This window comes from Mesorhizobium sp. BR-1-1-10 (assembly GCF_020165595.1).
Classification (GTDB): Bacteria; Pseudomonadota; Alphaproteobacteria; order Rhizobiales; family Rhizobiaceae; genus Mesorhizobium; species Mesorhizobium australicum.
On the sequence record NZ_JAIUIL010000009.1, the window covers coordinates 66,386 to 80,755 of the forward strand.

General features: G+C 61.7%; 14 protein-coding genes. 10 read left to right on the forward strand and 4 right to left on the reverse strand.

All coding sequences use genetic code 11. The features are described from left to right. Positions 1–58 precede the first annotated feature (58 nt). Entirely contained in the window at positions 59–1,723 is a 1,665-nt protein-coding gene (locus tag LB555_RS20355; protein ID WP_015318593.1) for a tetratricopeptide repeat-containing sulfotransferase family protein, read from the reverse strand. Positions 1,724–1,843: 120 nt separating this feature from the next. On the opposite strand from LB555_RS20355, the gene LB555_RS20360 reads away from it, so the two are divergent. After that, complete coding sequence (locus LB555_RS20360) at positions 1,844–2,956, forward strand: pyridoxal phosphate-dependent aminotransferase (protein WP_015318594.1); 1,113 nt, start codon at positions 1,844–1,846, stop codon at positions 2,954–2,956. Positions 2,957–3,059: 103 nt separating this feature from the next. On the opposite strand, the gene LB555_RS20365 is transcribed toward LB555_RS20360, so the two are convergent. Beyond that, entirely contained in the window at positions 3,060–3,221 is a 162-nt protein-coding gene (locus LB555_RS20365) for a hypothetical protein (protein WP_174361971.1), read from the reverse strand. A 69-nt stretch (positions 3,222–3,290) separates the two neighbouring features. On the opposite strand from LB555_RS20365, the gene LB555_RS20370 reads away from it, so the two are divergent. The 7 genes from LB555_RS20370 (at position 3,291) to LB555_RS20400 (ending at position 10,095) form a co-directional block, all read left to right on the forward strand. Further along, positions 3,291–3,575 carry an acylphosphatase gene (locus LB555_RS20370; RefSeq protein ID WP_015318595.1) on the forward strand — a complete coding sequence of 95 codons (285 nt, stop codon included), beginning with the start codon at positions 3,291–3,293 and terminating at the stop codon, positions 3,573–3,575. Positions 3,576–3,641: 66 nt separating this feature from the next. Beyond that, a complete protein-coding gene (locus tag LB555_RS20375; RefSeq protein ID WP_224683592.1) occupies positions 3,642–4,292 on the forward strand; it encodes a TetR/AcrR family transcriptional regulator in 651 nt (216 codons plus the stop codon). Further along, a complete protein-coding gene (locus LB555_RS20380; protein WP_140718099.1) occupies positions 4,261–5,424 on the forward strand; it encodes an isovaleryl-CoA dehydrogenase in 1,164 nt (387 codons plus the stop codon). Before LB555_RS20375 ends, LB555_RS20380 begins: the two co-directional genes overlap by 32 nt. Position 5,425: 1 nt before the next feature. After that, positions 5,426–7,033, forward strand: coding sequence for a carboxyl transferase domain-containing protein (locus LB555_RS20385; protein WP_224683593.1), 1,608 nt, complete (start codon positions 5,426–5,428; stop codon positions 7,031–7,033). Position 7,034: 1 nt separating this feature from the next. Next, positions 7,035–7,565, forward strand: coding sequence for an O-acetyl-ADP-ribose deacetylase (locus LB555_RS20390; protein WP_140663113.1), 531 nt, complete (start codon positions 7,035–7,037; stop codon positions 7,563–7,565). 120 nt (positions 7,566–7,685) lie between these two features. Next, positions 7,686–8,060: a hypothetical protein gene (locus tag LB555_RS20395; protein ID WP_224683594.1), complete on the forward strand. Its 375-nt coding sequence runs from the start codon at positions 7,686–7,688 to the stop codon at positions 8,058–8,060. Between the two features lie 49 nt (positions 8,061–8,109). Next, positions 8,110–10,095, forward strand: a complete 1,986-nt coding sequence (locus LB555_RS20400; RefSeq protein WP_224683595.1) for an acetyl/propionyl/methylcrotonyl-CoA carboxylase subunit alpha — start codon at positions 8,110–8,112, stop codon at positions 10,093–10,095. Positions 10,096–10,168: 73 nt separating this feature from the next. Here the strand turns inward: LB555_RS20400 and LB555_RS20405 are convergent, their stop codons facing one another. Beyond that, positions 10,169–11,290, reverse strand: a complete 1,122-nt coding sequence (locus LB555_RS20405) for a branched-chain amino acid ABC transporter substrate-binding protein (RefSeq protein ID WP_015318602.1) — start codon at positions 11,288–11,290, stop codon at positions 10,169–10,171. 427 nt (positions 11,291–11,717) lie between these two features. Further along, positions 11,718–11,984: a sel1 repeat family protein gene (locus LB555_RS20410; RefSeq protein WP_010915070.1), complete on the reverse strand. Its 267-nt coding sequence runs from the start codon at positions 11,982–11,984 to the stop codon at positions 11,718–11,720. Between the two features lie 439 nt (positions 11,985–12,423). Here LB555_RS20410 and LB555_RS20415 point away from each other — a divergent pair, with 439 nt between their 5' ends. Both LB555_RS20415 and LB555_RS20420 read left to right on the forward strand, forming a co-directional pair. Beyond that, positions 12,424–12,765 (forward strand): DUF2147 domain-containing protein, encoded by a 342-nt coding sequence (locus LB555_RS20415; RefSeq protein ID WP_224683596.1) that lies wholly within the window; start codon positions 12,424–12,426, stop codon positions 12,763–12,765. A gap of 53 nt (positions 12,766–12,818) precedes the next feature. Then, positions 12,819–14,333, forward strand: coding sequence for a recombinase family protein (locus LB555_RS20420; protein WP_224683597.1), 1,515 nt, complete (start codon positions 12,819–12,821; stop codon positions 14,331–14,333). Positions 14,334–14,370 lie beyond the last annotated feature (37 nt).

The following is a 14,370-nucleotide window of genomic DNA, read 5'->3' on the forward strand; positions in this document are numbered from 1 at the left end:
GGACGTCTCGCGCAGCCACGGCCAAATCTCGACATCGTTCCGGCGCAAGCGTGCCAGACTAAGTCTCAGCCAAGTCTCCAAGGGCCTCAATCAGCGGCAGGATTGAACTTCCATAGCCCTTCCAGCGATTGACAGACGAGGTGTAGATCGGTTGTCGAACCTGCCAGCGGCTAAACGTGTTCACCGAACCTGGCTTGTCAAAGAAGCGCAGACAGGCGTCGTCCCAGGGCAGCCCCAGATGGTCGATCAAGCGGCGCGATTGCGCTTCCTGGTCGGAGACCATGTCCTCATAGCGGGTCTCAAGGATTTGGCCTGGAAAGACCTTATCCCAGTGCCGCATAAGCCGGTCGTATTCGCGATAATACAGTCCGAGCATATGGAGATCCGCGGTATAACTATTGTCCTCATTGAAACTCAGGAAATAACACGAGAGGCAGTTGTCGATAGCATCTCGACGGCAGTGAATGATGCGTGCCTTGGGAAACAGAAGCCTTATAAGGCCGATAAGTTCGAAATTATGCGGCAATTTGTCGACGATACGCTGGGCGTTGGGGGACCGTTGACGGATATGGGCAAGATAGTCTTCAGCCAAAGCCTTCGACTGATTCACCGTCATGGTCAGGATCGAGCTTCGCAATTCTTCGGGCGAGCGCGTTTTGGGCGCGAGACTGTTTGTGATGCGCCGGAGTTTTGTCAGCTCGCCAGCGCCATAAGCATCCAAGTGGCTCGCACAGATTTGCTCGGTCAAAGTGGTGCCTGAACGTGGCATGCCAAGCACGAAGACAGGCACTTCCGAAGAGCTTCCATGTCCTGTCTTGGCGGCCAACATCTCGGGGCTGAACAGTTCGATCAAGAAATCGATGCCGCGGCGGTAAGCCTCAAGGTCAAAGCCGCGGGTCGAGCGCTTTGCCTGCTGAAAATGGCCCATCGCCTCGTCATAGCGCCTGATATCGTTGAGCACCTTCCCGGCCGCGTAGTGGAGTTGTTGTATGCTTTTGTTATCAAGCGCCGGATTCTTCAGTTCAGCCAGAATGGATTTTAACTCCGTCGGCTCTTCCTTGAATTTTCGTATGCCGACCAGGCCGTTGTAAGCAGCGGCGACATCCTGGCCACGGGCGATCGCCTCTTTCATGTAGTTTGCCGCCTCATCCATCCGGCCGAGGCTTACAAGCGCGTTGGCCAACCCTATTCGGATAGCGGAACGGCCGCCATCGATCTTGAGCGCTTTCTCATAGAGGGGCACCGCGAGGTCGGCTTTGCCGAATCCGGTGTAGGCGCGGCCCAGCGCATAAAGCGCCTCGACCCAGTCGGCCTTCAATTCGCAAGCACGCTCGAAATGCCTGATTGCATCCGTATGCTCGCCGACTTTCAAATAGGTTTCACCCAGGGTCAGATGGTAATGCGGATTTTGAGGTGCCTCCTTCACTGCCCGCTCAAAACATCGAATGGCCATCTCGTCGTCCAGACCGAGCGCAAAGGTTCCAAGCAGATACAGGGCAAGGGGGTGTCGCGGGTTGCGAGCCAGGACGCGCTGACATAGCGCCTCCGCCTCCACCAACCTATTTGCCTGCTGAAGCTGAACCGCCTGCCTGAGCAGCGCGTCATCAGCTCGGGCCTGCGATAGCGGATTCGCTTTCGGTTGCGCGATTTTTGGCTGCTGGTTTTTTGGCCCAGATGAAGTTTTAAGATGCTTGGACCAAGCGGGCGGCAATCGATTGCTCATCCTGTCTGGCTAGCAAAAAGAGGTGGCCGAATCCAGCACGACATATTGCTGCCTGGGAGCAACTTGCGCCAACCATCCGGTCACGTTAGCAAGAAGGCCCCTTCCAAGCGAGCTTCCGACATGCCTGTGCGCCCTGCCCTCTCACCACTCATCGCCGCGCTTCCGTCGACCGTGCCGTTTGTCGGTCCCGAAGCGCAGCAGCGTGAGCGCGGGCGCGCTTTCCGTGCCCGCATCGGCGCCAATGAGAGCAGTTTTGGCCCCTCGCCGCGCGTGATCGCCCGCATGGAGAGCGTCGCGCGCGACCAGTGGATGTATTGCGACCCCGACAATTACGATCTGAAGGTCGCGGCTGCGGCGCATCACCATGTGGCGGTCGAAAATATCGTTGTCGGCGAAGGCATTGACGGTCTGCTCAGCCTGGTGGCGCGCATGTACGTGGCGCCTGGCGATGCCGTGGTCACCTCGCTCGGCGCCTATCCGACCTTCAACTTCCACATTGCCGGTGTCGGCGGCCGGCTGGTGACCGTCCCTTACGAGAATGACAGGGAAAGCCTGGACGGTCTGCTCGCGGCAGTCGTCAGGGAGAAGGCGCCGCTGGTCTATCTGTCCAACCCGGACAATCCGATGGGCAGTTGGTGGGAAGCCGACGAGGTCATCCGCTTCATCGAAGCCTTGCCGGAAACCACCATGCTGGTGCTCGACGAAGCCTATGGCGAATTGGGACCAGCCTCGGCCCTGCCGCCGATCGACATCTCGCGGCCGAACGTCATCCGTATGCGAACCTTTTCGAAGGCCTATGGACTTGCCGGAATACGCTGCGGCTATGCCGTCGCGGAGACGCAAGTGATCAGCGACTTCGAGAAGATCCGCAACCACTATGGTGTCAGCCGCATGGCGCAGATCGCCGGCGTCGAGGCGCTCGCCGACCAGGCCTATCTCGAGACGGTGGTGGCCCAGGTCGCCGCCGGACGTCGGCGCATTGCCGATATCGCCGAACAGAACGGGTTGAAGCCGCTCGCCTCGGCGACCAATTTCGTCACCATCGACTGCGGCCATGACGGTGCTTTTGCCCTGAAAGTGCTGCAGGGGCTGTTGTCGCGCGACGTCTTCATCCGCAAGCCGATGGCGCCACGGCTCGACCACTGCATCCGCGTCAGTGTCGGTCTCGCCCACGAACTGGACATCTTCGCCGAGGAATTGCCTGGCGCCTTGGCAGCGGCGCGCGGAAACTAGGGCACTTCGCGGCGCTCGGGAGCCATCGCGGCGCCGAGCAGATGTCCGGCACGCGCCAGCACATCCGACAATTCCGCGGCTTCCCTGTCATTCAAGCCCGCGGTCAGCGGGCCAGATCACGATCCGTGGCCGCATGAAGTGCCGCAAGCGCGGCCTGGCCGCGCGCGGTGAGCGAAAGAACGCGCGGCCGGAGTAGCGCGGGATCGGTACACATCTCGGTCAGGCCGGCGGCAGAAAATTTGGAACGGAGGCCCTCGATTTTCATCGCGGTCACCGTTTCAACCGTTGCCTTCGTTCGATGCTGCGCCAGACTCTATGGAACGGGAGCGAGCCCATGAATGATCGGAAAAGGGCAGTGCAGGCGCACATATACGGCACGGTCCAAGGGGTCGGCTACAGGGCGTGGATGCGCGATGAAGCGACAAGGCTCGGGCTGTTGGGCTGGGTGCGCAACGAAAGAGACCGCTCGGTGACGGCATGGCTTACCGGCGCCGACGCGGCGATTGCGGCCATGATTGAACGGCTTCGGCAAGGCCCGCCTGGCGCGGCTGTCTCTCGCATCGATGTGGAAGAGCTGGAAACCTGGGCCACGCCTGGAGATTTCAGGATCATCGGATAGACGGATTTCCGCCTGCTTGAATTAATTGAACGTTTGTTTTATTATTCTGCCGTCAACGAGGCGACGATGGCGCGCACCACAGGATCACACGGCGAGCGAACCGAAGCGGCAGTCCGTGAAGCGGCGGCCACCCTGATTGCGCGTTACGGTTATGAAGCAATGTCGATGCGCCAGCTGGCCGCCGAGGTCGGCGTGCAGGCGGCCGCGCTCTATCGCTATTTTCCGACCAAGGAAGACCTGCTGTTCACGCTGATGCGCGACCATATGCAAGCGCTTCGCGAGGCCTGGGAGCGTTCCAGGCCGGCCGACGCGGATCCGGTGCGGCAGCTTGCCGCCTATGTGCGCAACCACATCGCCTTTCATATCGGGCGCCGCCACGCCACGCATGTGTCGAACATGGAATTGCGCAGCCTGTCGCCCGACAGGCTGACACAGATCCTGCGCATGCGCACGGCCTACGAAAAGGACCTGCGTTCGATCCTGCGCGATGGCGCCGAGGCGGGTATTTTCCGCATCGAGGACACCGGCCTGACGGCCATGGCTCTGATCCAGATGACGACCGGCGTCATCGTCTGGTTCCGGCCGGGCGAGCGATTGTCGATCGCCGAGGTCACGCAGACATACCTTTCGATGACGATGCGCCTGGTCGGCGCGAACATTGACGTTGGTACCGGGGAGGAACGGCATGTACACGAACACGCTCAGCTTCGGGCATGATGAGGACGTCGAGGCGTTGCGCGACCTGGTGCGGCGCTTCGCCCAGGACAGAATCGCGCCGATAGCCGCCGACATCGACCGGGAGAACGAATTCCCGGCGCATCTATGGGGAGAACTCGGCACTCTTGGCCTGCTCGGCATAACCGCCGATCCCGATTTCGGCGGCAGCGGCATGGGCTATCTCGCCCACGTGATCGCGGTCGAGGAGATTTCGCGCGCCTCGGCATCGGTCGGCCTTTCCTACGGCGCCCACTCCAATCTCTGCGTCAACCAGATCAACCGCTGGGCAACGCCGGCACAGAAGGAAAAATACCTGCCGCCGCTATGTTCGGGCGAGCACGTCGGCGCGCTTGCCATGTCGGAGCCCGGCGCCGGCTCCGACGTGGTGTCGCTCAAGTTGCGCGCCGAAAAGCGCAATGATCGCTATGTGCTCAACGGCACCAAGATGTGGATCACCAACGGCCCGGATGCCGAAACGCTGGTCGTCTACGCCAAAACCGACCCGGACCGGAAATCGCGCGGCATCACCGCCTTCATCGTCGAAAAGGCGATGCCGGGGTTTTCGGTGGCGCAGAAACTCGACAAGCTCGGCATGCGGGGGTCCAACACCGGCGAACTGGTCTTTTCGGACGTCGAGGTGCCGTTCGGCAATGTGCTGCACGAGGAAGGACGCGGCGTCGAGGTGCTGATGTCCGGCCTCGACTATGAGCGCACCGTGCTTGCCGGCGGCCCGATCGGCCTGATGGCGGCCTGCCTCGACGTAGCGATCCCCTATGTTCACGAGCGCAAGCAGTTCGGCCAGCCGATCGGGGAATTCCAGCTGGTGCAAGGCAAGCTTGCCGACATGTATACGGCGATGAACGCCGCGCGTGCCTACGTGTACGCCGTCGCCGCCGCCTGCGACCGCGGCCAGACCAGCCGCAAGGATGCAGCCGGATGCGTGCTGTTCGCCGCCGAGAAAGCGACGCAGATGGCACTCGACGCGATCCAGCTGCTTGGCGGCAACGGCTATATCAACGACTATCCGACCGGCCGGCTTTTGCGCGACGCGAAGCTCTACGAGATCGGCGCCGGCACCAGCGAGATCCGTCGCTGGCTGATCGGCCGCGAGATCATGGCGGAGGGGGTGTAGCATGGCTATCCTCCAAACCCAGATCTCGCCCTCCTCCGAAACCTTCCGTGCCAACGCCGAGCGCATGCGGGCTCTGGTTGCCGACATCGCTGAAAAGGCCACGACCGTCGAGCGCGGCGGTTCGGATGAGGCCCGCGATCGCCATGTCGGTCGTGGCAAGCTGCTGCCGCGCGAACGCCTGGCGCAATTGCTGGACACCGGTTCGCCCTTCCTCGAGATCGGCCAGTTCGCGGCCTGGTCCATGTATGGCGAGGAGATAGCGTCGGCCGGCCTGATCGCCGGCATCGGCCGCGTCGAGGGCACCGAGGTGATGGTCGTTGTCAACGACGCCACGGTGAAGGGCGGCACCTACTATCCGCTGACGGTGAAGAAGCACTTGCGCGCGCAGGAGATCGCGCTGCAGAACAATTTGCCATGCGTCTATCTGGTCGACAGCGGCGGCGCCAATCTGCCCAACCAGGACGAGGTCTTTCCCGACCGCGAGCATTTCGGCCGCATCTTCTACAACCAGGCCAACATGTCGGCGGCCGGCATTCCGCAGATCGCCTGCGTCATGGGCTCCTGCACCGCTGGCGGCGCCTATGTGCCGGCGATGTCGGACGAGACGATCATGGTGCGCAACCAGGCGACCATCTTCCTCGGCGGACCGCCGCTGGTGAAGGCGGCCACCGGCGAAGACGTCAGCGCCGAGGAATTGGGCGGCGCGGATGTACACACCAGGCTTTCCGGCGTCGCCGATCACTATGCGCTGGACGACGAACACGCGCTCGCCATTTGCCGGCGCATCATCAAGAACCTGAATCGGAACAAGGCTGTAAGCCTGAGCTTACAGAAAGCTCATCAGCCGCTTCATCCCGCGGATGAGCTCTATGGCATCGTCCCGACCGACCTGCGCCAGTCCTATGACGTGCGCGAGGTGATCGCGCGCATCGTCGACGGCTCCGAATTCGATGAGTTCAAGCAGAACTACGGCACCACGCTGATTACCGGTTTCGCCCACCTCCATGGCATGCCGGTCGGCGTCATCGCCAACAATGGCGTGCTGTTTTCCGAAAGCGCGCTGAAGGGCGCGCACTTCATCGAGTTGTGCTGTCAGCGCAAGATTCCGCTGGTTTTCCTTCAGAATATCACCGGCTTTATGGTCGGCCGCAAATACGAGGCGGGCGGCATCGCCAAGGACGGCGCCAAGCTGGTGATGGCGGTGGCGACCGCCAGGGTGCCGAAGGTGACCGTCATCATCGGCGGTTCGTTCGGCGCCGGCAACTACGGCATGTGCGGCCGCGCCTACTCACCGCGCTTCCTGTGGATGTGGCCGAACGCGCGCATCTCGGTGATGGGCGGCGAACAGGCGGCAACCGTGCTCGCCATGGTCAAGCGCGAAGGCATCGAGCGAAAGGGCGGCGAGTGGAGCGCCGAGGAGGAAGCGAAATTCAAGAAGCCGATCCTGACGAAATACGAGCATGAGGGCCATCCGCTCTACTCGTCCGCCCGCCTCTGGGACGACGGCATCATCGATCCGGCGAAGACGCGCGAGGTGCTGGCGCTTAGCCTGTCCGCCGCGCTCAACGCCGAGATCGAGGAGACACGCTTCGGCGTGTTCAGGATGTGAGATGAGCAAGGCCCAAGACAGGATCCGCATCCACACCGGCGACATCACGAAGCTGGATGTCGACGCCATCGTCAATGCTGCCAACACCTCGCTTCTCGGCGGCGGTGGAGTCGATGGCGCCATCCACCGCGCGGCGGGTCGTGAGCTCGAGATAGAATGCCGGATGTTGAACGGATGCAGGGTCGGCGACGCCAAGATCACCAAGGGTTACAAGCTGCCAGCTCGACATATCATCCACACGGTCGGGCCGGTCTGGCAGGGCGGCGGCAAGGGCGAAGCCGAACTGCTGGCCTCTTGCTATCGCAGGTCGCTGGAACTCGCGACCGCCAATGATTGCCGTTCGGTGGCGTTTCCCGCGATCTCGACCGGTGTTTACCGCTACCCGAAAGACGAGGCGACCGAAATCGCCGTCTATGAGGTCAATGACTTCATCAAGCACAACGCGCTTCCCGAAATCGTTGTTTTCTGCTGCTTCGACGAAGCGATGGCGGAACTATACCGTCAACATCTTGCAACATTGGGTGGAGATTGAATTTTATAGGCCAGGCCTTTCGTTCGCTCACGAAATCGCGAGCTCATCCCGCAGCTCTGGCGGCGCCGGAGAATATTCGCTATCGCTCGTCCTGCACTTTGCAATGGGGATGGGGTGAGAATGGAACGGAAATATTCACGGAATGCGTCTACTTTAATACTTTCGGCATTGCTGCTAACCGCCGCGCATGGCGCGGGCGTGGCCGGATCGCTGGCGGGAAGCGAGGGAGACAAGCGTTTCCCGCCCTATTTGCCACGAAACTCGAAAGATCCATGTACCAAGACCTACAAGGCCTATGTGGCGGCCGGCGGCCATTCGGCCTACGCCACCACGCCCTATGCCCGGATCATGTCATCATACATAATCTGTGGCGGGCATCTGAACGCGCCGTCACAAAAGGCAGCGGAAGAACTGGCCATGAAATCCTGTCTGGCCACGCGCGCGCACTACAAGGTAACCACCGGCGGCGCCTGCGAGATCGCCGCTTCGAAATAGGCCGGTGCCTACCAAAATGGCGCCGCCCGATACTGACCCGGGAGGCTCCATGTTCACGAAAATCCTGATCGCCAATCGGGGCGAGATCGCTTGCCGCGTCATCCGCACGGCTCGCAAGCTGGGCGTGCACACTGTCGCCGTCTATTCGGATGCCGACGCGAGATCCCTGCATGTCGAGATGGCCGACGAGGCGGTCCATATCGGTCCTTCGCCCGTCGGCGAGAGCTATCTGCGCGGTGACAGGATTGTCGCCGCGGCCCTGGCCACGGGTGCGCAGGCCATCCATCCCGGTTACGGCTTCCTGTCGGAAAACCCCGATTTCGTCGACCAGGTGGTAGCCGCCGGTCTCGTTTTCATCGGCCCGTCGGCGACCTCGATCCGCGCCATGGGGCTGAAGGACGCCGCCAAGCGGCTGATGGAAAAAGCCGGCGTTCCGGTCGTTCCGGGCTATCATGGCGAGGCACAGGAAATCGTGCTGCTTGCGTCAAAGGCCCGCGAGATCGGCTATCCCGTGCTGATCAAGGCGCGCGCTGGCGGCGGCGGCAAGGGCATGCGCCGCGTCGAGCATCCCGATGACTTTTCCGAGGCACTCTCCAGCGCCCGGCGCGAAGCAAAGGCCGCTTTCGGCGACGACCGCGTGCTGGTCGAGAAATATGTCGACAAGCCGCGCCATATCGAAGTGCAGGTGTTCGGCGACAATTTCGGCAATGCGGTGCATCTCTACGAGCGCGACTGTTCGGCGCAACGCCGCCATCAGAAGGTAATCGAGGAGGCTCCCGCCCCCGGCATGACGCCGGCTTTGCGCAAGGCAATGACCGAGGCGGCGGTAAAAGCCGCCAAGGCAATCAACTACTCCGGCGCCGGCACCATCGAATTCATCGTCGACGCCTCGCAAGGCCTCGAGGCCGATCGCTTCTGGTTCATGGAAATGAACACCCGGCTGCAGGTAGAGCATCCGGTCACCGAGATGGTCACCGGCACCGATCTCGTCGAATGGCAGTTACGGGTCGCCAGCGGCGAAAAACTGCCGAAGACACAGAGCGAGATCACGCTTTGCGGCCATGCTTTCGAGGCGCGCATCTATGCCGAGGATGCGGCCAAGGGGTTTCTGCCGGCGACAGGCACGCTGCACCACCTTAGATTTCCGGACGTTGTCCCCGAAGGCGCCGCGATGCGCATCGAGACCGGCGTGCGGGCTGGCGATGCCATCTCGCCCTACTACGACCCGATGATCGCGAAGCTGGTCGTTCATGCCGGAGACAGACGGCAGGCGCTGGAAGCGCTCCGCACCGCGCTCGCGCAAACCGAGATTGCCGGCTCCACCGTCAACACCGCTTTTCTTGCCGCTCTTGCCGCCGATCCGGATTTTGCGGCTGAAGACATCGATACCGGCCTGATTGGCAGACACCAGGAGGCGTTGACGGCGGTCGCACCGCCGACCGGCGAGATCATCTCGGCTGCCGCCATGGCGGCCTCGGGTGCCGGAGCATTGCCGCCGTCGAACGACCCATGGTCGGCACTCGCCGGCTATGCGCATTTCCACGGCGTGGCGCGGCGCATGCGGCTGACGTTCGGCGATGAAGCCATTCAGGCAAAGATTTCAGTGCGATCGGACGGGCGCTTCCAGGTGGCGCTCGATGCGCCTTATGACAGCACCAGTTCGCATGATATTCGCGCCGTTCCCCGCCTCGCCCGCTGGCCTGGCCACATCACGGTGTTCGAAGGCGCCGTCGGCTATACTTTCGCGGTGCCGGACCCCTTGGCCAGGAGCGATGAAGCGGCCGCCGCCACCGGCAGCCTGCGCGCGCCGATGCCGGGCCTGGTCAAGCTTGTGCGCGTGGCGAAAGGCGACGCTGTGATCAAAGGGCAACCTCTGCTGATCCTCGAGGCGATGAAGATGGAGCACACCATCGCCGCCCCGCATGACGGGGTGATCGCCGAGATCGCCGGGGAAGGCGCACAGGTCACCGACGGCGCGGTGCTGGTGCGGTTCGCCGAGGACCAGAACGCATGCACCGCGGCCGCCGGCGGATAGAAGGAGCGACCGCAAACTGAAATGGCCGGGACGAACCCGGCCATTCCCTTGGATTACCCGAGTGCCAGGGCGATTACTGCGCGATCGGCGCGTACTTGCCGTCATGCCACTGGTTGATGTCGTAGCTGGCATTCTTGAGGTCGCCCTTCTCGTCGAAGGTGACGTCGCCGACAACGGTGCTGATCGCCGTGCCATTCTTCAGCGCCTCGGCAACCTTGGCCGGATCATCGCTGCCAGCACGCTTGATGCCTTCGGCGAATGCCTGGACCACGGCATAGGAGAACAGCGTGAAGCCTTCCGGCACGAAGCCGCCGGCCTTGATCTTTTCGACGGCTGCCTTGGCTTCCGGCTTTGCCTGCGGATCCGACGGGAACACGAACATCGTGCCCTCGCCGGCCGGGCCGGCAACCTGCCAGAATTCCGGCGACGCGATCGAGTCCGGCATGATCAGCTGGAACTTGAAATTCTGTTCGGCCGACTGACGCAGGATCAGGCCCGCCTCGGGGTGGTAGCCGCCGAAATAGACGACATCAGCCTTGAGATCCTTCAGCTTGGTGACAAGCGCCGAATAGTCCTTCTCGCCGGGGTTGATGGCGTCATAATAGACCTCCTTGAGGCCACCGGCATTCATGGTCGCCTTGACGGCATCAGCCACGCCCTGGCCGTAAGCGCTCTTGTCGTGCAGGATGACGACGTTCTTGCCGGCGTATTTCTTGGCGATCCACGGGCCGATGAAGGCGCCCTGCGCGTCGTCACGCGTGTAGAGACGCATGATTGTCGACCAGCCGGCCTTGGCGGCCGCATCGGTCAGCACCGGGTTCGAGGAAGCCGGGCTCATCATCAGGGCGCCGGCTTCGGCATAGACCGCCGAGGCCGGAATGCTGGAACCCGAGCAGGCATGCCCGTCGATGAACTTGACGCTGTTGGCGACGATGCGATTGGCGACCGACACCGCCTGCTTGGGATCGCACTGGTCGTCCTCGATGTCGAGCTTGATCTGGGAGCCGTTGACGCCGCCAGCCGCGTTGATGGCATCGGCGGCGGCCTGTGCGCCCTGCTTGAACTGATCGCCGATGGTGGCGAGCTGTCCGGTCATCGGGCCGACCACCGAGATGGTGATGTCATCGGCGAACGCGACCGGCGCGCTCATCATCAGGCCGAAAATGGCCGCGCTCAAAACACTCATTTTTTTCATGACAATAGAACTCCTCCACTCACGCGCGGCCGCCCGGCCGCGCTTCTTCCAGAGAGGCGGGACAATTTCATCCTTCATCGGACCTGTCTAGGCGCATTGGCGCCACTCGATTAGGCCTGCGCGGCCTCATCCACGCAAAAAGCCACGCCAGCCTTGTTCCGGCCGGTCGTGGCTTTTTTTGCCGGTCAGGCTGTTTCCCCGGCGCCCCCGCGCTGTGAACCCAACCCACCTTCCCTGTCTTCATGTTGGCCATGATCCTTCCGAAAACCGGAGTCTTCGGGATCATGGTCCGTTGCGCGGCTTGGACCTGTCGGCGTGCCGCATTCTCGTTGTCGATGGCCGTGGCCTGGCTGTCTGCGCAGCCTTTTCCCTGTTGGCCCGACCGTCTTTCTGCGGTCTTGGCCGGAGCGTCCCCGTCTGGCGGAACTCAGTGCATGGTCATCCATTCGCGGGCTTCGCGCAGCGCCTTGGCGATCTCGACCTTCGACATGGCCGCCGAGAGTTCCGAGCGCAACTCGGCGGCGCGGGCCGATCCCTTGATGGCGGCGATGTTGAACCATTTGTGGGCGGCAACGACGTCGGTTTCGCAATCGCGGCCGGTCGCATACATCATGCCCAATTCGAAAAGAATGTCGGCCTGGGCAGTTGCCCCCATGGCGCCGAAGCCTGCTTCAAGCATTTCAAAACGTGCCATTTTTAGTCCCCTGTCTGGCTCCCGAGAGCTGCCTCCGTTCGTCTTGTCCGGGCCGCTCTTTCGATGCTTTCGAGAATGCCGCGCAGGCTTGAATCCGTCGTTAAATGGCGTGCTTAATTTGAGGAAAACAAAGCTAAAACAAGAGGTAAACGCGAAAATTCGTTAAGGATACGAAGCCAGCAATTCAGCTGGTTTTCGCCAAATTTGCCGAAAATTTTCGAGCGCGCGGTCAACACTCTGCTAACCCTAGAAAGCAAACACGAGGCGCTGGTCGTTTTCATTTCCGGGCCGACAGGGCGAATTCAGGCGCTTTCGAAATGCCAAAACCTTCCGTTGCGGCACCGCTTTCGTTTTGACGGAAGCTGGATTAGCTTACGTTTGCGTAAGCGGCAGACCGGCGAGGCGGAGCATCCGGCCGGCTATCCAAAGGGAGGAAGACATGTCTCGAAAAGTGAGCCTGGCCCTGGCGGCCACTTTGATCCTGAGCGGCGCGGCGTGGGCCGATCCGATCGAGGGCAACTGGAAAACGCAAGCCGGCGACACCGCTGCCATTTCAGGCAGCAGCTCGTTCTCCATCACGCTCAAATCAGGCAAATATGCCGGCAAGACCATCGGCTCGCTCAAGGCGGCCGGCGACAACAAATACACCGGCAACATCACCGATCCGGCAAATGACAAGACCTATTCGGGCAAGGCAACCTTGTCGGGCGCCTCGCTCAAGATGAGCGGTTGCGTGCTCGGCGGACTGATCTGCAAGAGCCAGACCTGGCATAGACAGTAGCTCTACAGACTGTTATCAGGGCGTTTCCAAAGACAGACGGAGACGCCCAAACCATGTTTCAGCCCAGAGAACCCCGAGACCTCAAAGGCCGCACCGCCATCTCTTACGCACGCTGGTCATCCGGCAAGCAGGCCCACGGCGACAGCCTTGATCGTCAGACCAAGAACGCTGAGGACTTCTGCCGAGCCTATGGTCTCACGCTGGACCGCCAACTGGTGGACGATGGCATCTCGGCCTTCAAGGGAGCGAACCTTGAGGCATCCTTTGGCAAGCTGGTGTCAGACATCAAGAATGGTGTGATCCCGTCCGACATGGTGCTGCTGGTCGAGAACGTCGACCGCATATCCCGCGTCAACTATCTGGACGCGCAGGAGTACTTCCTTGCCGTCCTCAAGACCGGCCTCACCATCGTGACCATGCACGACCAGCGCGTCCACACCATTGAGGGCTACCGCGCGAGCTTCATGCACATGGTCCAATCCATCCTCTCGATGCAGTCGGCAAATGAGTACAGCGAAAAGCTGTCCAAGCGTGTCAAAGAGGCTATGAGCCGCAAGGCAGAGAGGGCCAGGGCTGGCCGCGTCAAGCTCGCCAAGGTTCCCTTTTGGATTGACCGAGAGACCCAAGAGCTTAACGCCAGGGCATCAGATGCTCGCCTGTTGTTCGATCTGGCAAAGCAAGGCCTTGGGCAGTTGGCAATCGCCCAGACGCTGAACGAGCGGGGTATCTTAAGTCCCTCGGGGGGCACGTGGTCCCAGGGGGTTGTGGGCGAGACGTTGCGCAATCCAGCGGCCTTTGGGACGCTTGTGTTTCGAGGTGATGAGGTGCCAGGCTACTTCCCTGCCCTGATCACCGAGACCGAGTGGCTGGCTTCGCGCAGCAGGACCAAGGAGCGGCAACACAGCCGTCAGGTGGGCAACACAACAAACCTGTTCAGCCGCATGGTCTATTGCGCGCATTGCGGCTCCTCTATGGCCGTTACGTCGGTCAAGCGTGGTGGTCGGTCCTTCGGCTACCTGACATGCACAGGCAAGATGTCAAAGCGGACGGAATGCCAAGCTCCGAATTGGAGGTACTCGGAGTTCGAGGCTGCGATGCTTTCTCGCGTCGGCTTCTTTGCCGTTCCTATACCGGAGGAAGCAGGGGCGGGTTCGGCAGGCAAGGCAACGGAACTGGACGACGCCATAGATGCCCTTGAGGCCAAGCAGGGCAACATCCTTGCTGGTATGGCTGAGGCCACCGACGCCGCGTCACGTAAGTTCCTACTCGACCAGTCAGCCGCCCTGACTTCCGAGATCGAGGTCAAGCGCGGTGAACTCATCCGGCTCCGCGAGGAGATCGCACGGAATGCGGATGCCTCGACCGCCCTTGCCGACTTCGAGTTGGACCAGCAGGAGATTGAACGGCTCGCCACGGAGGACCGCAAGGAAGCCCAGAGGCTCCTCGGGAACCTTGTGCACCGCATAGAGCTTGAGAGCGACAGCAAGGCTCTCAGGCGTGCCATGGTCACGATGCGGGGCCGCCCCACCCAAGCCATCGTCTTCGATAGGAGTGGCGAGCCCGGCTAATTAGGCGCCCATATAGAGAGCCCCCAAGCTCAACCCG